The 19,152-nt window shown below is 60.5% G+C and carries 21 protein-coding genes; 9 read left to right on the top strand and 12 right to left on the bottom strand.

All coding sequences use genetic code 11. The annotated features are described in order from the left end of the window. Positions 1-37: 37 nt before the first annotated feature. Positions 38-718 carry a histidine phosphatase family protein gene (locus tag GV819_RS10300; protein WP_368668885.1) on the bottom strand — a complete coding sequence of 227 codons (681 nt, stop codon included), beginning with the start codon at positions 716-718 and terminating at the stop codon, positions 38-40. Between GV819_RS10300 and GV819_RS10295 the strand changes: the two genes are divergently transcribed. After that, positions 701-1,015: a hypothetical protein gene (locus GV819_RS10295; protein ID WP_161755967.1), complete on the top strand. Its 315-nt coding sequence runs from the start codon at positions 701-703 to the stop codon at positions 1,013-1,015. The genes GV819_RS10300 and GV819_RS10295 overlap by 18 nt on opposite strands. Before the next feature lie 154 nt (positions 1,016-1,169). On the opposite strand, the gene GV819_RS10290 is transcribed toward GV819_RS10295, so the two are convergent. The 4 genes from GV819_RS10290 to arsC form a co-directional block, all read right to left on the bottom strand. Continuing rightward, positions 1,170-1,841 (bottom strand): DNA-3-methyladenine glycosylase I, encoded by a 672-nt coding sequence (locus tag GV819_RS10290; protein ID WP_161755966.1) that lies wholly within the window; start codon positions 1,839-1,841, stop codon positions 1,170-1,172. A gap of 126 nt (positions 1,842-1,967) precedes the next feature. Beyond that, entirely contained in the window at positions 1,968-2,390 is a 423-nt protein-coding gene (locus tag GV819_RS10285) for a DUF2069 domain-containing protein (protein WP_161755965.1), read from the bottom strand. Next, positions 2,383-2,988, bottom strand: a complete 606-nt coding sequence (wrbA, locus tag GV819_RS10280) for an NAD(P)H:quinone oxidoreductase (protein WP_161755964.1) — start codon at positions 2,986-2,988, stop codon at positions 2,383-2,385. The genes GV819_RS10285 and wrbA overlap by 8 nt, the downstream gene beginning before the upstream one ends. Further along, positions 2,985-3,338 (bottom strand): arsenate reductase (glutaredoxin), encoded by a 354-nt coding sequence (gene arsC, locus GV819_RS10275; RefSeq protein ID WP_161755963.1) that lies wholly within the window; start codon positions 3,336-3,338, stop codon positions 2,985-2,987. Before arsC ends, wrbA begins: the two co-directional genes overlap by 4 nt. Positions 3,339-3,476: 138 nt before the next feature. On the opposite strand from arsC, the gene GV819_RS10270 reads away from it, so the two are divergent. Continuing rightward, positions 3,477-3,941: a TlpA disulfide reductase family protein gene (locus GV819_RS10270; protein WP_161755962.1), complete on the top strand. Its 465-nt coding sequence runs from the start codon at positions 3,477-3,479 to the stop codon at positions 3,939-3,941. 60 nt (positions 3,942-4,001) lie between these two features. On the opposite strand, the gene GV819_RS10265 is transcribed toward GV819_RS10270, so the two are convergent. The 4 genes from GV819_RS10265 to GV819_RS10250 all read right to left on the bottom strand — a co-directional run bounded on the left by GV819_RS10265 (position 4,002) and on the right by GV819_RS10250 (position 8,737). Next, positions 4,002-4,406 (bottom strand): META domain-containing protein, encoded by a 405-nt coding sequence (locus GV819_RS10265; RefSeq protein ID WP_161755961.1) that lies wholly within the window; start codon positions 4,404-4,406, stop codon positions 4,002-4,004. After that, positions 4,403-4,840, bottom strand: a complete 438-nt coding sequence (locus tag GV819_RS10260; RefSeq protein ID WP_161755960.1) for a hypothetical protein — start codon at positions 4,838-4,840, stop codon at positions 4,403-4,405. Before GV819_RS10260 ends, GV819_RS10265 begins: the two co-directional genes overlap by 4 nt. A 90-nt stretch (positions 4,841-4,930) precedes the next feature. Continuing rightward, complete coding sequence (locus tag GV819_RS10255) at positions 4,931-5,920, bottom strand: 2-hydroxyacid dehydrogenase (protein ID WP_161755959.1); 990 nt, start codon at positions 5,918-5,920, stop codon at positions 4,931-4,933. 63 nt (positions 5,921-5,983) lie between these two features. Continuing rightward, the gene (locus GV819_RS10250; protein WP_161755958.1) at positions 5,984-8,737 is read right to left on the bottom strand and encodes a response regulator; all 2,754 of its coding nucleotides are present in this window, start codon (positions 8,735-8,737) and stop codon (positions 5,984-5,986) included. A gap of 218 nt (positions 8,738-8,955) precedes the next feature. On the opposite strand from GV819_RS10250, the gene GV819_RS10245 reads away from it, so the two are divergent. From GV819_RS10245 to GV819_RS10215, 7 genes are all read left to right on the top strand, one after another. Next, positions 8,956-9,678, top strand: a complete 723-nt coding sequence (locus tag GV819_RS10245) for a response regulator transcription factor (RefSeq protein ID WP_161755957.1) — start codon at positions 8,956-8,958, stop codon at positions 9,676-9,678. Further along, complete coding sequence (locus GV819_RS10240; protein WP_161755956.1) at positions 9,665-11,038, top strand: sensor histidine kinase; 1,374 nt, start codon at positions 9,665-9,667, stop codon at positions 11,036-11,038. The genes GV819_RS10245 and GV819_RS10240 overlap by 14 nt, the downstream gene beginning before the upstream one ends. Before the next feature lie 117 nt (positions 11,039-11,155). Then, positions 11,156-12,058, top strand: a complete 903-nt coding sequence (gene cysM / locus GV819_RS10235; RefSeq protein ID WP_161755955.1) for a cysteine synthase CysM — start codon at positions 11,156-11,158, stop codon at positions 12,056-12,058. Continuing rightward, complete coding sequence (rlmD, locus tag GV819_RS10230; RefSeq protein WP_161755954.1) at positions 12,058-13,410, top strand: 23S rRNA (uracil(1939)-C(5))-methyltransferase RlmD; 1,353 nt, start codon at positions 12,058-12,060, stop codon at positions 13,408-13,410. The genes cysM and rlmD overlap by 1 nt, the downstream gene beginning before the upstream one ends. A gap of 122 nt (positions 13,411-13,532) precedes the next feature. Beyond that, on the top strand, positions 13,533-15,776 hold the full coding sequence (gene relA, locus GV819_RS10225; protein ID WP_161755953.1) for a GTP diphosphokinase: 2,244 nt from the start codon (positions 13,533-13,535) through the stop codon (positions 15,774-15,776). A gap of 24 nt (positions 15,777-15,800) precedes the next feature. Next, positions 15,801-16,634 carry a nucleoside triphosphate pyrophosphohydrolase gene (gene mazG, locus GV819_RS10220; RefSeq protein ID WP_161755952.1) on the top strand — a complete coding sequence of 278 codons (834 nt, stop codon included), beginning with the start codon at positions 15,801-15,803 and terminating at the stop codon, positions 16,632-16,634. A gap of 26 nt (positions 16,635-16,660) precedes the next feature. Beyond that, a complete protein-coding gene (locus GV819_RS10215; protein WP_161755951.1) occupies positions 16,661-17,200 on the top strand; it encodes a DUF2058 domain-containing protein in 540 nt (179 codons plus the stop codon). Between the two features lie 102 nt (positions 17,201-17,302). Here the strand turns inward: GV819_RS10215 and GV819_RS10210 are convergent, their stop codons facing one another. The 3 genes from GV819_RS10210 to purN all read right to left on the bottom strand — a co-directional run bounded on the left by GV819_RS10210 (position 17,303) and on the right by purN (position 19,148). After that, positions 17,303-17,491: a hypothetical protein gene (locus tag GV819_RS10210; RefSeq protein WP_161755950.1), complete on the bottom strand. Its 189-nt coding sequence runs from the start codon at positions 17,489-17,491 to the stop codon at positions 17,303-17,305. 284 nt (positions 17,492-17,775) lie between these two features. Beyond that, positions 17,776-18,489, bottom strand: a complete 714-nt coding sequence (locus GV819_RS10205; RefSeq protein ID WP_161755949.1) for a DUF3108 domain-containing protein — start codon at positions 18,487-18,489, stop codon at positions 17,776-17,778. A gap of 8 nt (positions 18,490-18,497) precedes the next feature. Then, complete coding sequence (purN, locus tag GV819_RS10200; protein WP_161756199.1) at positions 18,498-19,148, bottom strand: phosphoribosylglycinamide formyltransferase; 651 nt, start codon at positions 19,146-19,148, stop codon at positions 18,498-18,500. Between the last annotated feature and the right edge of the window lie 4 nt (positions 19,149-19,152).

Genomic DNA, 19,152 nt, shown 5'->3' with positions numbered 1-19,152 from the left:
AGCTGAGTGAAGTCTGTTGTTGTGTTGTTAAAAATAGTTACAGATTGTTGGGCATCTCTTTAAGTACCTGAGGCCAGTTTCTTGCATTCATGATTCCCACTACTTGCATTTCACCGTCTGCGGTCAGGGTCACGAATAACGAACTGGTGTATTCACTGGCCAGGGCGTGGGCGAATCCCAGATGGCTTTCCAGATCACTGATGCAGCCGCTGTGGGTGACCAGGATCAGGTTACGTCCTTGAAGCTTGTGGGCTTTAATATCCCTTTCAAGGTTCTTGCCACAGGTCACCAGCCATTCCTGGGTTCTAGGCGCTTGATTGAACATGGACTGTGTGGTTTGCAGGGTGCGCGTCATGGGGCTGCTCAGGACATCCGTATGCTCCATGCCAAGAGTGCGAAAGGCCTGGCCCAGTTCGCTGGCTGTGACGCTGCCAAGCTGGGTGATGCCGTCCGCAGGGCCCAGGCACGGATTGGCAGAGCGATCGCAGCGCTCTGAGTGACGCACCAGAACAATCACCTGGCCGGCTCGCCAGTGCTCATAGAGACCGCTCTGTTGCATCTGGTTGTCGAGGGCCAGGTCTTGAGGGGTTGCAGGCCACAACATAAAGCCGCTGACCACGATAGTCAGGGCGACCGCAATCGCACTGAAGATGATTTTTCTGGAGCGGCGCATGCTGGCGGTTTTAGCTTGGGGGCCGGCTTGCAGAGTATTGACCACGTCGTTTACCTGAATATGTTTTTGAGAGGTTTTTTAATTCGGGTTGAAACTAATGTTCTGCAACGAACCGGCACGCGCACCGGCATCAGCGCCGCCACTAGAGCCAACTTAAAGAAGGCCAGGTGGGGGAATGGTGAAAGCAATGTGAAAAAAACGAATGGCATAGCGCCGCCTGTTTTACGCCAGACAGCAAACGTTCAGGTTACGAGTTTGAGAAAAGCGTTACCCGCCAAGCGATGGGCGAATGAGCTTCGCGTCCTGCAGCTATTTTTAATGGCGCTGTTCTTATCGGTATGACAAGCCGAAGAAACTGTAGCTGAGAAAAAAACTTCTGTGGAAAAACTGCAGGTTAGTTCAGCTTTCTGTCAGCTAGAGACGCGAGGAGATGACTGCTTCAGTCCGGTGTCCGGAGACGAAGCAGTGCGGGAGGCAAGAGTAATGACCAGCGGGCTTAGTGGTTGACGGTATAGGCCAGCATGGCTGAAAGCTGGCACAGCGGCCTGCCACTTTCGTTCTGCCATTGGTTGAACACTTCTTGCACCAAGGCCTGGTCGCGTTTGCTGCTGGGCACTTTGTCGATGATGTTCTGCGCGCTGAGTGCGGCGACCACATCCCAGGTAGGAATGAAGGTGTCTTTGCCCACCATGCGCAGGAAACGTGGCGCCGAGAGGCCACCCATCTGATTGCCGTGTTTGGCCAGGTATTGCCAGAGCCCGGTAATGTCCTGGACCGGCCAGTCGGCGATAAAGGCGCCGAAGCGGGTGTGTTGCTGCTCCACGTCGAGGATCATCTGGGCGTTGCGCGGGACGCTTTTGAGCTTACCCAGATGGCGAATGATTCGCGTGTCCTGCATCAGCCGCTCCAGGTGCTCGGCGCCCATCAGCACCACCTTGTCTGGATCGAAGCCAAAGAACACTTGTTCGAATGCCGGCCATTTGGCATCCACCAGGCTGTGCTTCAGGCCGGCACGAAAGACCCGCAATGCCAGGGTCGACAAATAGCGATCGGCGCTCAGTGAACGCAGATAGTCATCACTGGCTGGCGTTGGCAGCTGGGCTTCCAGTGCCGCGGTGGAGCCGAAGCGGTTAAGACAGTATTCATTCAGCCATTTGTAATCGTGCATGCCTGCTCCGGGTCGGTGTGGGAGTGTCGGTCAGCGAGTCTGTCGATCAAGATTGGGGCGCGAAACGACGATGCAAGTTCCCCGGAGCATTGCCTTGCGTTCCGGGGAACTCGTGTGCCTTCAGGATCAGGCTGGGCTTGCGCCTTCGCCGGCAAGCCTGCGGTTGAGCTGGAAGCGCCAGCGCACGTACAGCAACGCCGAGGTGAACACCGCCAGGCTGGCGAACATCTCCAGCAGGCCGAACAGCTGGCGATTCGGATCGTAGGCCGCCAGTGCACCCTTGATGAAGTACAGGTTGACCACGAAGCACATCCACGAATGTCCGCGAGCACTGCCGCTGAGCATGCCGGGCGCCATCAGCAACAGAGGCAGTAACTCGATCAGCAGGATCACCCAGGGCCGTGCGCCGTGCAGGTCGGCTATCAGCAGGTAATACACGCAGAGCAGGCCTACCAGGCCGAGAAAGCAGATCAGGCTGAGGACCCGGGTTACCCGGACCCGGGGTTCCAGCCACTCCACCGCAGGCAGGATTTTCGGCTTCTTAGCCACGGCCGCTCTCCAGTTGCTGGGCGGTTTTCGCTAGGCGCAGGCCCAGGGCCCGGCACAGCGCGATTTCGTGCTCGTCCAGCGGGCTCTTGCCGTCCGCCCCGGCATGATGGCTGGCGCCGTATGGGGTGCCACCGCCACGGGTTTCCAGCAAGGCCGACTCGCTGTAGGGCAGGCCAGTGATCAACATGCCGTGATGCAACAGTGGCAGCATCATCGACAACAAGGTGGCTTCCTGGCCGCCATGCAAGCTGGCGGTGGAGGTGAACACCCCGGCGGGTTTGCCCACCAGTGCGCCGGTCAGCCAGAGGTTGCTGGTGCCGTCGAGAAAGTATTTCAACGGTGCTGCCATGTTGCCGAAGCGAGTCGGGCTGCCCAGGGCCAGGCCCGAGCAGTGCTTCAGGTCATCAAGGCTGGCGTAGAGCGCGCCGCTCTCGGGGATGCTCGGTGCCACGGCTTCGCACTCGGCGGAAATTGCCGGGACGGTGCGCAGTCGGGCTTCCAGGCCCGCCTGCTCGATGCCTCGGGCGATCTGCCGGGCCATCTCGTTGGTCGAGCCATTGCGGCTGTAGTACAACACCAGGATATACGGCGTGCTCAAGGCAGAATCTCCAGCACATTTTCCGGCGGCCGGCCGATGATGGCCCTGTCAGCGGCTTCGAGAATTGGCCGTTCCATGAGCTTCGGGTGTTGGGCGATGGCGGCAATCAACTGCTCTTCGTTGAGGCTGCTGTCTGCCAGGTCGAGGCTTTTGTACTCATCTTCACCCGTACGCAGTAATTGACGCGCACTGATACCAAGCTTGCCCAGAAGGCTGCGCAGTTGGGTTGCGTCCAGTGGAGTTTCCAGGTAGCGGACCACGGTTGGAGCCAGGCCGCGTTGTTCCAGGAGTTCCAGTGCAGCACGGGATTTCGAGCAGCGCGGGTTGTGATAAAGCGTCAGATCGGTCATGTGCGGGTCGCATCTTGCGTAAGGTGGCGGCTATTCTACCCGGGCGACGGGCTCTCCTGAACCTTGGGAGTCGATAGGTCGCAGCAACAAGGGTTACCGATCATTTTTCAAGACCTCCTTCAAGACAGGAAACGGTGCATGGCAAGGCAATTGGCAGCAGTATTGGCGATTTTCACCACCTTGCTGCTTGGCGGCTGTGGCAATGACTACGGGGTTGACCAGTACGGTCAGAAAGTCGCTGCTGAACGCCTCGATAAACAGTGGCTGGTGCTCAACTACTGGGCTGAGTGGTGTGGGCCTTGCCGGACAGAGGTGCCTGAGTTGAATGCCTTGAACGAGCAGCTCAAGGGGCAGTCGGCGACGGTGCTGGGAGTCAACTTCGATAATGTTCAGGGCGATGAGCTCAAGAGCGCCAGCGAAAAACTGGGTATCAAGTTCACTGTGCTGGCGCAGAACCCTGCTGAGATTTTCGAGCTGCCACGTAGCGAGGCGTTGCCGGTGACCTACATCATCGACGACAAGGGCAAGGTGCGTGAGCAAATGCTGGGCGAGCAGACTGCGGCGGGCGTGCTGGAAAAGCTGCGGACTCTGCGCGGTCATTGAAGAAAGGCCGTGATTCTTGTAGCTGCCGGCGCAGGCTGCGCCAGCGGCTACAGAATGGTGTCAGCCTTCTTCCAGCCACCAGCGCAGCGGTTTGCCTTCGGCTGGCCAGAAACGCAGCTGTTCGATCGGTGAGACATCCCAGCGCTCGACGGTTTCCAGTGCCTGGAGGAAACGCCGCTCCTGCTCCATCAATGCCGGAGCGCAGAGTTTGCGGGTGCTGCCCACCTTGCCGAAGCTGAGCTTGTCTGCATCAAGGGTGTAAGGCGCGAACCAATGGTTGCAGCCACCATTGCCATAGGCACGGCCATCGGCGCCCAGAGTGATGGTCAGGTGGCTGTAATCGATGAGCGGCCGCTCACCGATCCATTCCAGGACGTAACTGCGATCTTGCTGCAGCTTCAGCGGCTCGGCGGCGCAGCCCATCAGGCTGGCCCCCAGTGCCGCAGTCAGCGCCAGGTGTTTCATTGTCCGGCCTGCTGGCATTTCGGGCAGAGGTGGCGTTCGCCCTCGCTGGCCCAGCCGAGTTCGGCAATCCGTGCGCTGGCTGCAGGTTTCTGAGCCTTGTTACCGAGCTTGGTGTCTACCGCGAACTCGAAATGGAGTTCGGCGGCGCAGCTGTCGCAGTTGACTTGCCATTGATGAATTGCCAGTTCACCGAACACCGGGCCACGGGCCACGGCGACCCACTGACCGAGTGGATTGATCAGGTGGCGGACGGTTTCTACCGTCAGGCGCATGGACAAGTCCTTGCTGCCCTTGAGGGTAACCAGTAGCACGTCGTCGGTACGGATCGAGCCACCGTTACCGGTGACTTGATAGCGCCCCGGCACCAGGGCGCGGCATTCGATCAGGGTGTGTTGCGGGTTCATCAGGTTGTAGCGGAAATCGTGTTCGACCATGGGTCCTCCAAATCTGCCGCGTATGCTAGCACGGGCCCCTGGGCCGCAGGTTGCGGGCTGATGACCTTCGATCAGCCCGTGCTGGGGATTTTAGCCATGGACCTGATTCTGTGGCTGGCCCGCGGCCCAACTGGCGATGTTGTGCAGCGTGGTGTCGGCGATGGCTGCCAAGGCTTCGTGGGTCAGGAATGCCTGGTGCGCGGTCACTATCACATTGGGAAAGGTCAGCAGCCGAGCCAGTACATCATCCTGCAACGGCAGGTCGGAACGGTCCTCGAAGAACAGTTGGGCCTCTTCTTCGTAGACATCCAGCCCCAGATAGCCCAGTTGGCCGCTTTTCAGGGCTTCGATCAACGCCGGTGTGTCCACCAGTCCGCCGCGACCGGTATTGATCAGCATCGCTCCCGGTTGCATGTGCGCCAGGCTTTCCTGGTTGATCAGGTAACGACTGTCGTCGGTCAGCGGGCAGTGCAGGCTGATGATCTGCGCCTGGGCCAGTAGTTCCGGCAGGCTCAGGTAACGGGCTCCGAGGGCTTCGACGGCGGGATTGGGATAGGGATCGTAGGCCAGCAGTTGGCAACCGAAGCCGGCCATGATACGGGCGAAGGTGGCGCCAATCTGCCCGGTACCGACAATCCCCACGGTCTTGCCCACCAGGTCGAAGCCGGTCAGGCCGTGCAGGGTAAAGTCGCCTTCGCGGGTACGGTTGTAGGCTCGGTGCAGGCGGCGGTTCAACGCCAGGATCAAGGCGACGGCATGTTCGGCCACCGCATGCGGTGAATAGGCTGGGACCCTTACTACATCCAGGCCCAGGCGCTTGGCTGCCGGCAGGTCGACGTGATTGTACCCCGCCGAGCGCAGGGCGATCAGCCGTGTGCCGCCGGCTGCCAGTTGTTCCAGTACCGGGGCGCTAAGATCATCGTTGATAAAGGCACACACCACTTCGTGGCGTTCGGCCAGGGCCACGGTGTCCAGGCTCAGGCGGGCGGCCTGGAATTGCAGCTCAATGCCTGCTGGCAGGTGGGTACCGAGAAAGCTCTCACGGTCATAATTCTGGCTGCTGAAAAGAATCGTCCGCATGCTTGCATCCTTGTTCAAGGCGCTCAGCATGAAGGCTGGGCGCCGGGCGGGTCTTGCTCTGGGTCAGGCGTTGCTCCGTGCCGCGGTGGCCAGGCGGCCGATGGCATGGTCCAGTTCATCCAGTGCGGCAAAGGCCTTGTTGTCTTCCTGCTTGAGCAGGGTTTCGCTGCGCTGGCAGGCCGCACGCAACTGCGGTACTCCACAATAACGGGTGGCGCCGTGCAGCCGATGGACGCGTTCGATCAGCGTGCCATGGTCATTGGCGGCCCGCGCTACGTTGATCGCTTCGCGATCGGCCTCAAGGGATGCCAGTAGCATGGCCAGCATGTCGGCTGCCAGATCGGCCTTGCCGGCCGCCAGGCGCAGGCCTTCGTCCGCATCCAGCACCTGCAGTTGCTGTCCCAGCTCCGGGCGTTCACCGGCCCGCTCCGAGCCTTGGTTACGCAGCGCCAGGCCGGTCCATTTCAGAACGACCTGGGCCAGTTGCCGCTCACTGATGGGTTTGGTCAGGTAGTCGTCCATGCCGCTTTGCAGCAGGGCGCGTTTTTCGTTGGCCATGGCATGAGCGGTGAGGGCGACAATGGGCAGTGGCGTGCCGTGGCGCTCGCTTTCCCATTGACGGATCGCCTCGGTACTTTGCCGACCGTCCATGCCGGGCATCTGTACATCCATCATCACCAGGTCAAAAGGCTCGTTCTGGATCGCGCTCAACGCGGCGTAGCCGTTGTCCACCGCCAGTACCTTGGCGCCCATGTCTTCCAGCAGGGTCTGGATTAGCAGCAGGTTGGCCGGGTTGTCGTCGACGCACAGGACCCGTGGCGCGCGACTGGAGAGAGGCTCTTCCGGTTCGCTGCGGGCCCGGCGTGGAATGACCAGGTCGGACAGGGCTCGGCGCAGTTTTCGGGTACAGGCCGGCTTGGCCTGCAACTGACTGTGAGGGTTGGGCACCGAAAGCTGGAACAGTGTTTGTTCGGTGGTCGGGCACAATACCAGGACCTTGCAACCCAGATGCTCCAGGTCCCAGATATGCTGGCTCAGGCGCTCCGGTGACATGTCGTTGCTGGTGATCCCGAGTACCGCGAGGTCGATGGCCTGATCACTTTGATGTACCCCGGTAATTCCATTGGTCAGGGCCTCCAGGGTGTTGAACGGCGTCACTTCCAGGCCGCAGTCCTCCAGTTGGTGCAGCAGGGCCTGACGCGCCAGTTCGTGATTTTCCAGTACCGCTACGCGCCGCCCCAGCAGTGGCGGGCCGGGTAGGTCCTCGGCATCGTCACGGGTTTTCGGCAGGTTCAGGCTGATCCAGAATTCCGAGCCTTCACCCGGTGTGCTGTCGACCCCGATTTCGCCGCCCATCTGTTCGATCAGGCGTTTGGAGATCACCAGTCCCAGGCCAGTGCCGCCAGGTTGTCGCGACAGCGAGTTGTCGGCCTGGCTGAAGGCCTGGAACAGGGCGCGCACGTCCTGGTTCGACAGACCGATGCCGGTGTCCTGGATGCTGATGCGCAGTTGCACACTGTCTTCGTGTTCTTCTTCAAGCATGGCGCGGGCAACGATGGTGCCTTCGCGGGTGAACTTGATGGCATTGCTCACCAGGTTGGTGAGGATCTGCTTGAGCCGCAACGGATCGCCGATCAGGGACAACGGGGTATCGCGATAGACCAGGCTCACCAGCTCCAGCTGTTTGGCATGGGCGGCCGGAGCGAGGATGGTCAAGGTGTCTTGCAGCAGATCCCGAAGGTTGAACGGAATGCTGTCGAGTACCAGTTTGCCGGCTTCGATTTTCGAGAAGTCGAGGATCTCGTTGATGATTCCCAACAGACTGTCGGCGGACTTTTCGATGGTGCCCAGGTAATCCAGCTGACGGGGCGTCAGCTCGCTTTTCTGCAGCAAATGGGTGAAGCCGAGAATGCCGTTGAGCGGCGTGCGGATCTCGTGGCTCATGTTGGCCAGGAACTCCGACTTGATCCGGCTGGCCTCCAGGGCCTCTTTGCGCGCCAGATCCAGCTCGATGTTCTGGATCTCGATGGTTTCCAGGTTCTGGCGCACGTCTTCGGTGGCCTGATCGATGCTGTGTTGCAGTTCTTCATGGGCATTTTGCAGGGTGCCGGCCATACGGTTGATGCCGGAGGCCAGCTCATCCAGCTCCTGGCTGCCCAAGGGTGGCAGGCGAGTTTCCAGGTTGCCATCCTTGAGTTGCGCCACGGCCTGCTTGATCTGGCTCAGCGGAGTGTTGATGGTCCGCCCCATGCGTACCGCCAGCAGGGCGGTGATTCCAAGGCCGGTGGCGATCAGCAGCAGGCTGGCGAACAGACTGCGATAGCCGCGCAGCAGCATGCCGCTGTGGGACAGCTCCAGTTCGACCCAGCCCAGTAGGCGGTCGGACTCATCGGGAATCAGGTCGCCGGCGAGGTTGCGGTGACGGCCGAAGACCGGCAGTTGATAGCGGGTCGCGTCATTGCCGGTGCGTTGCAGCATGTGGGTGTTGTTACCGCTGGGCGGCGGATTGAGCATGCTGGGGCCGGCGTGGGCCATGAGCGTGCGATCAGGGGCGAGCAACGACACTGCGCGTACGTCTTGCTGCTCCAGGGCCTGAGTGGCAATGCGTTCGAGCATCAGGGTGTTGTGATTGCCCATCGCCGGGGCTACCAGGGAGGCCAGTTGCTCGGCGATCATTTCGCCGCGTTGCAGCAGTTGGGTCTGCAGGTCCGAGAGCTGCATCCAGGTGAAGTAGCCGCCCAGCACCAAGGCCATCAGGCTGGTTGGCAACAAGGTTAGCAACAGTACGCGGCCTTTGATTCCCAGTTTCTTGAGCACGCAACTCTCCTGCTTCCACGCTGTTTTGAAAGGTCGACGGGCACGTCCGTGATGCGCCACCTGCGCAGTGTAACGATTTGCCGGGGGCTGATCTTGGCAAATTGCGCTCCGCCAGCCGAGCACCTGCAGGAGGCGAGGGGGCTGCGACCAAGGCATTGGTTGCCGCGATCCAGGCAATCTTGAATAATTGCTCAATTGAGAATTACTTGCAGAAGCCAATGACTCCCGTATCTGTTGAGCCTCCCCGCATCCTGACCATTGAAGACGACCCAGTGCTTGGTGCCTACGTGCATGAACAGTTGGGGCGCTGCGGTTTTGCCGTGACTTGGTGCCAGAACGGTCTGGAAGGCTTGGGGATTGCCCGTCGACAGGCCTTCGATGTGGTGCTGATGGACATCCTGTTGCCGGGGATGGACGGTTTGACGGTGCTGACGCATTTTCGTCAGAGCCATTCGACCCCGGTATTGCTGATGTCGGCCTTGGGGGCGGAAGCCGATCGCATCAGTGGTTTTCGCCTGGGGGCCGATGACTACCTGCCCAAGCCGTTCAGCATGGCCGAGTTGCGGGTGCGCATCGAGGCCATCTTGCGACGGGTGGCATTGGATCGACGCCCAACGCCGCCGGTGCTCAGCAGCAATCTGCAGAGCCTGCGATTCGATGATGAATTGTGTGATGTGTTCTTTGCCGAACAATGGGCGGGCCTGACCCGCAGCGAATTCCGTCTCCTGGAAACCTTGCATCGCAATGCCGACGAGGTGCTGAGCAAGGCCTTCCTCTATCAACATGTGTTGCAGCGTGGCTATGCGGCTCACGATCGCAGCCTGGACATGCATGTCAGTCAGATTCGCCGCAAGCTCAAGGCGTTGGGTTACAGCGAGCGTGAAGTGCGGACGGTGTGGGGCAAGGGGTATGTGCTGAGTGCCTTCGATGAAGTGGTCTAGCCTGCCCGGTCGGCATTCATTGTTCTGGAAGCTGGCGCTGTTGCTGGTGGCTTTCTGTCTGCTGATGATTTGGCTGAGCTGGTCCTGGGGGCGTTATGTGGAGCAGCGGAACCTGTACCTCTCCGATGAGGCCCGGGTCACTCTCGGTGCCTATGCGCGGCAGGCCGAGCAGGCTTGGAAGAGCGGGCAGAATACCGGGGTCGACGCCTGGATTCAGCAAATGGCCAGCCGGGAAAAGAGCTGGATCGGGGTCATTGGCAGTGACCTGCAATCGTTGAGCAGCTATCCGCTGACCCCGCAAGAAGCTCAGCACCTGACCTTTCTGCGGAGTGCGGATTGGCCGGTGAGCCGGCATGCTCGTGGCCTGCCGTGGCTGAACATTCCATTCCCCGATGATCCGTCCCTCGGCAGCCTGGTGATCGAGTTGCCGCAACGCTTCATGCCGGGGCGTTATCGGTTGTTCTGGCAGGTGGTGACCAATGGCGTGATCCCGGGGCTGTTCACGCTGTTGCTGTGTGTCGGCCTGTACCGCTTGCTGGTGGTGCCGCTGAATCAGTTGCGCGAGCAGGCCAATGCCTGGCGTGCGGAACAATTGAACGCGCGGCTGTCCACTGAAACGACTCAGCGCAAGGATGAGTTGGGAGATCTGGGGCGGGCGTTCGATCAGATGTCCGAGCGCTTGCAGAGCACCGTGGCGGTGCAGCAGCAGTTGCTGCGGGACCTGTCCCACGAACTGCGCACGCCCTTGAGTCGCCTGCGGGTAGCGTGTGACGGCGAGCAGGACCTGGCAGCCCTGCGGGAGCGACTGGCCCGAGAAATCGATGGCATGCAACGCCTGGTGGAGGACAGCCTGCAACTGGCCTGGCTGGACACCGAGCGTGCGCCATTGCCTGAGGAGCAGATCCAGATCCAGGCACTGTGGGAGATGCTCAGCGAGAACGCCTGCTTTGAAAGCGGCTGGTCGCCAGAGCAGTTGCGTTGCCGGTTGGAGGCGGATTGTTGGGTGCGCGGGCATCTCAATAGCCTGGCCCAGGCCCTGGAGAACATCTTGCGCAATGCCATTCGGCATTCACCGCCCGGGGCGCTGGTGGTCCTCGATGGGCGGCGCGATGACGCGTATTGGCATCTGTGGCTGGATGATCAGGGGCCGGGGGTGGCCGAGTCGGAGCTGGAGCGGATCTTCGCTCCCTTCATTCGTCTCGACGGATCGCGGCCCGGAGATGGTGGTTTCGGCTTGGGCCTGAGCATTGCGCGCAACGCAGTAGAGCGCCAAGGGGGGCTGCTGTGGGCGCAAAATACAGGGCATGGATTGCGTATCCATCTGCGCCTGCTGGCAGTCAGGTCGCCGGCGCCGGCCTGAGTGCGCCGACTGTCGGCCTTATATCAATAAGCCATAAGCCCCGTACTTTGCGTGATATGGCGCTAGGACGTTTGCCGGTATGATAGGCGCCCCCGCAGTCTGGATTGCGAATACGCCATGACCTTGCAGTACCCAACCATTGCCGATTGCGTCGGCAACACCCCGCTGGTTCGTTTGCAGCGCCTGCCTGGCGCCACCAGCAACATCCTGCTGCTCAAGCTTGAGGGCAATAACCCGGCGGGTTCGGTCAAGGACCGTCCGGCGCTGTCGATGATCACCCGTGCCGAGTTGCGTGGGCAGATCCAGGCCGGCGATACCCTGATCGAAGCGACCTCGGGCAATACCGGGATCGCCCTGGCCATGGCTGCGGCGATCAAGGGTTACAAGATGATCCTGATCATGCCCGACAACTCCAGCGCCGAGCGCAAGGCGGCGATGACTGCCTATGGCGCCGAACTGATCCTGGTGAGTCAGGAACAGGGCATGGAAGGCGCCCGGGACCTGGCAGAGCGGATGCAGGCCGAAGGCCGCGGCAAGGTGCTCGACCAGTTTGCCAACGGTGATAATCCGCAGGCCCATTACACCGGCACCGGCCCAGAGATCTGGCGCCAGACCGAGGGTAGTATCACGCACTTCATCAGCTCGATGGGGACCACTGGCACCATCATGGGAACCTCGCGTTACTTGAAAGAACAGAATCCCGCAGTGCAGATCGTCGGCCTGCAACCGATGGAAGGCTCGGCGATTCCCGGTATCCGTCGTTGGCCCGAGGAGTACCTGCCGAAGATCTATCAAGCCAGTCGCGTCGATCGGATCGTCGACATGGCCCAGAGCGAGGCCGAGGAGGTGACCCGGCGTCTGGCTCGTGAAGAAGGCATTTTCTGCGGTGTGTCCTCCGGCGGTGCGGTAGCGGCGATGCTGCGCTTGTCGCAGGAGGTTGAAAATGCGGTCATGGTCGCGATCATCTGTGACCGTGGCGATCGTTACTTGTCGACCGGTATTTTCGATGCGCCCAATTGATGGCTAAGCACGAGAGAGGCCTGCGCTTCCAGCCTGCTGGCGGCACCCGGGCGCCACAGGTTCCTGTGGGCAAAAAACAGCGTCTGAGCATCCAGCGCTTGGCCAACGACGGTCGCGGCATTGCCTTTGTCGAGGGGCGCACCTGGTTCGTCAGCGGTGCCCTGGCCGGTGAAGAAGTCGAAGCGCGAGTGTTGGGCGCCCACGGCAAAGTGGTGGAGGCCCGTACCGAGCGGGTTTTCAGCGCCAGCGAACTGCGCCGTCCGGCGGCTTGTGCTCATGCCGGGCGTTGCGGCGGGTGCAGCGTCCAGCATTTGCCCCATGCAGAACAGCTTGCCCTGAAACAGCGCATGCTTGCTGAGCAGTTGAGCAAGATCGCGGGTGTTGAACCCGAGGTTTGGGCGGCGCCCTTGAGTGGCCCGGAGTTCGGTTATCGACGTCGTGCCCGGGTGGCGGTGCGCTGGGATGCCAAGGGCAAGCACCTGGCAGTTGGGTTCCGTGCTGCCGGCAGCCAGGACATTGTCGCCATCGACGATTGCCCGGTGTTGGTACAGGCATTGCAGCCCATCATGAGCCGCTTGCCGGCGATGCTGCGACGCTTGAGCAAACCTCAGGCGCTGGGGCATGTGGAGCTGTTCAGTGGCTCGGCCCTGGCTGTGCTGCTACGGCATATGGCGCCTTTGTCCGAGAGTGATCTTGGAATCCTCAAGGACTTCTGCGACTTCCATCAAGCGCAGTTGTGGTTGCACGGTGAAGGCGAGCCGCAGCCGTTCGATCCATCACAGGCTCTGGGTTATCGCCTGGAATCGTGGGATCTGCAGCTGGCTTATCGGCCTGGAGACTTCGTCCAGGTCAATGCCGGGGTCAACGAAGCCATGGTGGCCCAGGCCCTGGAGTGGTTGGCGCCACAAGCCCACGAACGGGTGCTGGACCTGTTCTGTGGCCTGGGCAACTTTGCCTTGCCGTTGGCCCGACAGGTACGGGAAGTGGTGGCGGTGGAAGGCGTGGCAACCATGGTGGCGCGAGCCGCGGAAAATGCTCTCAGCAACAATTTGCATAACACGCGCTTTTTTCAAGCCGATTTATCCCAGCCTCTGAGTGCTGCCGAGTGGGCCGATGAAGGCTTTTCTGCGGTACTCTTGGACCCACCCCGTGACGGTGCTTTCGAGGTGGTCCGCCAGTTGGCGAGCCTGGGTGCCAAACGGTTGGTGTATGTGTCATGCAACCCGGCAACTTTGGCCCGTGACACGGTCGAATTGATCAAGCAGGGCTATCGGTTAAAACGTGCCGGGATTCTCGATATGTTTCCTCAGACGGCGCATGTCGAGGCCATGGCGTTATTCGAAGCGAGCTAGGATGGCTTGTCTAATCCGACTGGCCTGTCAGGCATGGCTCGCTGGCCCTGCGAGCAAGGCCTGACAGTTGAAGGTCAGCGATTTGACGCATTGAATGTGCGTCGTAGGGAAGGTAAAGCAAGATGGTACAGGTGAGAGCGCACCAGCCGATCAACACCGACGGCAGTATCAATCTCGAGGCATGGCTCGATCATACGGTCAGCGTCGATGTGGCACTGGATCGTGAAGCCTTGAAAGAAGCCTGCGAGTTCGCTCGTGAGGCAGAGTTGCAACACATCGCAGTCAAGGGGCAGAGCTCCGAGGACGTGTCGAGTTTCAGTACCGGCCTGGAGATCGCAGAGATCCTCGCCGACCTCAAGCTGGATCAGGATTCGCTGGTTGCCGCGGTGCTGTACCGCGGCGTCCGTGAAGGCCAGATCCAGTTGCCGGCGGTCAGCCAGCGCTTTGGTACGGTGGTGGCCAAGCTGATCGATGGCGTGCTGCGCATGGCCGCCATCACCGCCAGTCTCAGTCCCCGTCAATCATTGGTACTTGGCACTCAGGCCCAGGTGGAAAACCTGCGCAAGATGCTGGTGGCCATGGTCGATGACGTGCGGGTCGCACTGATCAAACTGGCCGAGCGCACCTGCGCCATTCGCGCGGTGAAAAGCGCCGACGAAGAGAAACGCAACCGGGTTGCCCGGGAGGTCTTCGACATTTATGCGCCCCTGGCCCACCGCCTGGGCATTGGGCATATCAAATGGGAACTGGAGGACCTGTCTTTCCGTTACCTGGAGCCCGAGCAGTACAAGCAGATCGCCAAGTTGCTGCATGAGCGGCGCCTGGATCGCGAGCGTTTCATCTCCGACGTGATGAACCAGCTGCAAAATGAACTGCAGGCCACTGGGGTCAATGCGGACATCAGCGGCCGGGCCAAACACATCTATTCCATCTGGCGCAAAATGCAGCGCAAGGGCCTGGAATTCAGTCAGATCTACGATGTGCGCGCAGTGCGGGTGCTGGTGCCGGAAATGCGCGATTGCTATACCGCGCTGGGTATCGTGCATACCCTGTGGCGGCACATTCCCAAGGAATTCGACGACTACATCGCCAACCCCAAGGAAAACGGCTACCGCTCGCTGCACACTGCGGTGATCGGCCCCGAGGGCAAGGTGCTGGAAGTACAGATTCGCACCCATGCCATGCACGAAGAGGCTGAGCTGGGGGTTTGCGCGCACTGGAAATACAAGGGTACCGACGTCAAGTCCGGTTCCAACCATTACGAAGAGAAAATCTCCTGGTTGCGCCAGGTGCTGGAATGGCACGAGGAACTGGGGGATATCGGCGGCCTGGCCGAACAGTTGCGGGTGGATATCGAGCCGGACCGGGTGTACATCTTCACCCCTGACGGTCACGCCATCGACCTGCCCAAGGGCGCCACGCCGCTGGACTTCGCCTACCGGGTGCACACCGAGATTGGCCATAACTGCCGGGGCGCAAAGATCAACGGGCGCATCGTGCCGCTCAACTACAGCCTGCAGACCGGTGAGCAGGTGGAGATCATCACCAGCAAGCACGGCACCCCGAGCCGCGACTGGCTGAACCCGAACCTGGGTTATGTCACCACTTCCAGGGCGCGGGCGAAGATCGTCCACTGGTTCAAGTTGCAGGCGCGAGACCAGAACGTCGCCGCCGGCAAGACCTTGCTGGAACGCGAGCTGAATCGTCTTGGCCTGCCGCAGGTGGACTTCGACAAGCTGGCCGACAAGGCCAACATGAAGACTGCCGAAGACATGTTCGCAGCCTTGGGGGCGGGCGATCTGCGGCTGGCGCAACTGGTCAACCTGGCCCAGCAGTTGGTGGAGCCCGAGCGCGGTAACGAACAGTTGGAGCTGATCCCACGCAAGGCTACCGGCTACAAGCCAGGCAAGCGTGGCGACATTCAGATTCAGGGTGTGGGCAACCTGATGACTCAGATGGCTGGCTGCTGTCAGCCGTTGCCGGGGGATGCGATCGTCGGTTACATCACCCAGGGCCGGGGCGTGAGCATTCACCGCCAGGATTGCGCTTCGGTGCTGCAGTTATCCGGTCGCGAACCAGAGCGGATTATCCAGGTCAGCTGGGGGCCGGTGCCGGTGCTGACCTATCCGGTGGACATCATCATTCGTGCCTACGACCGTTCCGGCCTGCTGCGTGATGTGTCCCAGGTGCTGCTCAACGAGCGGATCAACGTGCTGGCGGTCAACACCCGCTCGAACAAGGAGGACAACACTGCGTTGATGTCCCTGACCATCGAGATTCCGGGGCTGGACGCGTTGGGACGCCTGTTGGGGCGGATTTCCCAGTTGCCGAACATCATCGAGACCCGGCGCAACCGGACCCCCTGATGCCTGTATGAAATGGATGAACTGATGTACAGCCTTGAAGACCTGCTCCACCTGATGGCGCGCCTGCGGGACCCGCAATACGGCTGCCCCTGGGACATCAAGCAGAATTACGCCAGCATCGTCCCCCATACCCTGGAAGAGGCCTATGAAGTGGCCGACGCTATCGAGCGCGGCGACTTCGACCACTTGCAGGGTGAGCTGGGGGACCTGCTGTTCCAGGTGGTGTATTACAGCCAGCTGGCCCGGGAGGAAGGGCGCTTCGAATTCGACGGAGTGGTGGACAGCATCACTCGCAAACTGATTCGGCGTCACCCTCATGTGTTCCCCACCGGAGATCTGTATGCGTCGCTGGACATCCCGCGGCTCAATGAAGAGCAGGTCAAGGAACGCTGGGAGCAGATCAAGGCCGAGGAGCGCGCGGAGAAGTCCGACGCCCCTCAGCAGTTGTCCTTGCTGGACGATGTGCCGGTAGCCCTGCCGGCCTTGTCCCGCGCCGCCAAGTTGCAAAAGCGTGCGGCCCAGGTCGGTTTCGACTGGCCGGAGGCCCTGCCAGTGGTGGACAAGGTCCGCGAGGAACTGGATGAAGTGTTGGAGGCCATGGCCGACAATGACCCGGCAGCGATCACCGATGAAATCGGCGACCTGTTGTTTGTCGTGGTTAACCTGGCCAGGCACCTCAAGGTTGATCCGGAAACGGCCTTGCGTGGCGCCAATGCCAAGTTCGACAGACGCTTTCGATTTATCGAGCAGGCATTGCGCGATACCCGTCGTCCCATGGAAGATTGCACCCTCGAAGAGTTGGATGCCCTGTGGGGCGAAGCCAAACGTCAGGAAAAGAATTTGCCCAGCTGTGGCTGAGGCCGTTGCCTAAGTGAGTAAGTACCATGAGTATTTCCCTTCGCGACCAGTTGCTCAAAGCAGGGCTGGTCAATCAAAAGCAGGCCAAGCAGGTCGGCAAAGACAAGCAGAAGCAGCAGCGTCTGGCCCACAAAGGTCAGATCGAGCTGGATGATTCCCAGCAGCGCGCAGCCCAGGAAGCCATGGCCGAGAAGGTCAAGCGTGACCAGGAGCTCAATCGTCAGCAGCAGGAGAAGGCTGAGCAAAAGGCTCGTGTGGCACAGATCAAGCAATTGATCGAAGTCTCGCGTTTGCCCAAGCTGACCACTGAGGACTACTACAACTTCGTCGACGACAAGAAGGTCAAGCGCCTGTCGGTGAATACCCTGATGCGCAACAAGCTCAGCAGCGGCTCTCTGGCGATCGTCCATCATGGCGGCGGTTATGAGGTGATTCCACGCGAGGCGGCGCTGAAGATCCAGGAGCGCGACCCGCGTCGTATCGTGCAACTGAACACGCCTACCGAGGCACCGGATGAGGATGATCCGTATGCGGCCTATCAGATTCCCGATGACCTGATGTGGTAAGCCACCACTGACGAAAAACCCCGCTCATGGCGGGGTTTTTTCGTTTATGGGGGAGGCGGGTGATCCGCGTGGAGATCCCGGCACTCCTGCGCTGACGTCGAGTCAGGAACTCTGGGGCGCGCGGTTCTGCTCGAGCTTTTCCAGTTCAGCCTTGTAGCTGTGGGCATCGGTCTCGGAGTGGAACATGCCCACCAGCAAGTCTTGTTGATGTACATCCCAGATCCGTACACCCGCGGCTACGCCTTCATGGGACATATGTGAATCGTCGCGTTCAGTTACTTTTACAGTCATCTGCTAGCTCCAATCTCTGTTGATCTGCAGCAAGGCGTGTGCAGGACTCTGTTATATATTTTGTTAGCTTGCTAAGTAAATTGCCTGGAAATGCAACAGACCCTTACAGGATTGAAGATAATCCTGTGGCCCGCGGAAACCGTGACATTTGGCCGCAGGGCGGAAAGTTTCATGACAAAAGTTTCATCTTCGCGGCCTTGCTTTACGCTCCAGCGGCCGGGCCTGCGAGTAAATCCAGAGCAAAAAAAAGCCCCGCATTCGCGAGGCTTTGTTCTGTCTCAGGCTCAGCTGCCTTTGACCGTCTTGCCGTTGACGGTGCCGTTGAGGAGCATGATGTTGTACTCCTTGCCGTCGGTTTCCACCTGCTGCAGGCGCACCAGCAGATAATCCCAGTCCTTGGCGAACCACATCACGGTGGTGCGTTTGCTTTGTGTCGGATCGCGCACGCGCTCGACCTTGATTGCATCGATCTGGCCGGCCTTGGTATCGACCTTCTCCGAGCCCAGGACGCGGAAGTCATAGGTATCGACTTCGCCGCCATCGACCACCTGATAGCTCATGGTCTTCTTACCAGCGGCCACGTCATGCTGCAGGGCCAACTGGTAGGTGGATTTGTCCACCATGCCGCTGTTCAGTGGCAACTTGACCGCATCGCCACGGTCGGTGCCAGTGACCATCTTCGCGTTCCAATCGAAGTCCAGGTCGGCTTTCTTGGCCTTGCCCAGACCGCCACGCTCGAAGTGATAGGACTGGGGCACCAGAGTGTCCTTGTCCAGGGTCAGGGTGCTTTCCTCGCTCAGGCTGGCGATCATCATCGAAGCCTTGAAGCTGAGTTTCCAGGCACCGCTGGCGGTTTTTTCCAGGCTGCGTTCAGCAGTGCCGCTCATGGGCAGCTGCTTCCAGTCAGCGGTGTAGCTGGCGGAGAACGGGTGAAGGTCTGCCGCCTGCACAGCTGGCAGGGCGAACAGAGCACAAGCGAAGAGCAGGGCGCGACGCATAAAATCTCCTAGGTTCGAATCAAATAGCCGCTGGCGGCCAGTAATTGACCATCCAGTAAAGCACCCTGATCGCCGAGCGTTAGCCGACCTTCGGCAAACCAGCGTACGGCCATGGGGTAAATCCGGTGTTCCTGGATGTGCACTCGCTGCGCCAGGCTTTGCGGCGAGTCGTGCAACTCTACCGGGATCACAGCCTGTACGACCAGTGGTCCGCCATCGAGTTCCTCGGTGACAAAGTGCACGCTGCAACCGTGCTCGGTGTCTCCGGCCTCCAGCGCCCGCTGATGAGTGTGTAACCCTTTGTATTTGGGCAGCAGCGAAGGATGGATATTCAACAGGCGGCCCTGATAGTGGCGGACGAACCCGGCGCTGAGAATGCGCATGAATCCGGCCAGCACCACCAGTTTCGGTTGGAAGGTGTCGATCAGTTCGATCAGCCCTTGATCGAAGGCCTCGCGGCCTTCGAAGGTGGTGTGATCGAGGAAGCGGGTAGCGATACCCGCGTCCTTGGCGCGCTGCAGGCCATAGGCGTCAGCGCGGTTGGAGATCACGGCAGCGATGCGCACCGGACTGTCGTCGGTTTGCGCGCTGTCGATCAGGGCTTGCAGGTTACTGCCGGTGCCGGACAGCAGCACCACAACATCACAGGTCGGCGACATCCGC

The sequence above is a fragment of the Pseudomonas sp. Fl5BN2 genome, assembly GCF_009908205.1.
Classification (GTDB): domain Bacteria; phylum Pseudomonadota; class Gammaproteobacteria; order Pseudomonadales; family Pseudomonadaceae; genus Aquipseudomonas.
This window is presented reverse-complemented; position numbering and strand designations above follow the sequence as displayed.

What these genes read in the sequence shown, in the direction of transcription:
- GV819_RS10290 (WP_161755966.1), bottom strand. Translation starts at nt 1,841, where the DNA reads ATGCACGATTACAAATGGCTGAATGAATACTGTCTTAACCGCTTCGGC.
- arsC (WP_161755963.1), bottom strand. Translation starts at nt 3,338, where the DNA reads ATGACCGATCTGACGCTTTATCACAACCCGCGCTGCTCGAAATCCCGT.
- GV819_RS10270 (WP_161755962.1), top strand. Translation starts at nt 3,477, where the DNA reads ATGGCAAGGCAATTGGCAGCAGTATTGGCGATTTTCACCACCTTGCTG.
- GV819_RS10265 (WP_161755961.1), bottom strand. Translation starts at nt 4,406, where the DNA reads ATGAAACACCTGGCGCTGACTGCGGCACTGGGGGCCAGCCTGATGGGC.
- GV819_RS10260 (WP_161755960.1), bottom strand. Translation starts at nt 4,840, where the DNA reads ATGGTCGAACACGATTTCCGCTACAACCTGATGAACCCGCAACACACC.
- GV819_RS10255 (WP_161755959.1), bottom strand. Translation starts at nt 5,920, where the DNA reads ATGCGGACGATTCTTTTCAGCAGCCAGAATTATGACCGTGAGAGCTTT.
- GV819_RS10245 (WP_161755957.1), top strand. Translation starts at nt 8,956, where the DNA reads ATGACTCCCGTATCTGTTGAGCCTCCCCGCATCCTGACCATTGAAGAC.
- GV819_RS10240 (WP_161755956.1), top strand. Translation starts at nt 9,665, where the DNA reads ATGAAGTGGTCTAGCCTGCCCGGTCGGCATTCATTGTTCTGGAAGCTG.
- cysM (WP_161755955.1), top strand. Translation starts at nt 11,156, where the DNA reads ATGACCTTGCAGTACCCAACCATTGCCGATTGCGTCGGCAACACCCCG.
- rlmD (WP_161755954.1), top strand. Translation starts at nt 12,058, where the DNA reads ATGGCTAAGCACGAGAGAGGCCTGCGCTTCCAGCCTGCTGGCGGCACC.
- relA (WP_161755953.1), top strand. Translation starts at nt 13,533, where the DNA reads ATGGTACAGGTGAGAGCGCACCAGCCGATCAACACCGACGGCAGTATC.
- mazG (WP_161755952.1), top strand. Translation starts at nt 15,801, where the DNA reads ATGTACAGCCTTGAAGACCTGCTCCACCTGATGGCGCGCCTGCGGGAC.
- GV819_RS10215 (WP_161755951.1), top strand. Translation starts at nt 16,661, where the DNA reads ATGAGTATTTCCCTTCGCGACCAGTTGCTCAAAGCAGGGCTGGTCAAT.
- GV819_RS10210 (WP_161755950.1), bottom strand. Translation starts at nt 17,491, where the DNA reads ATGACTGTAAAAGTAACTGAACGCGACGATTCACATATGTCCCATGAA.
- GV819_RS10205 (WP_161755949.1), bottom strand. Translation starts at nt 18,489, where the DNA reads ATGCGTCGCGCCCTGCTCTTCGCTTGTGCTCTGTTCGCCCTGCCAGCT.
- purN (WP_161756199.1), bottom strand. Translation starts at nt 19,148, where the DNA reads ATGTCGCCGACCTGTGATGTTGTGGTGCTGCTGTCCGGCACCGGCAGT.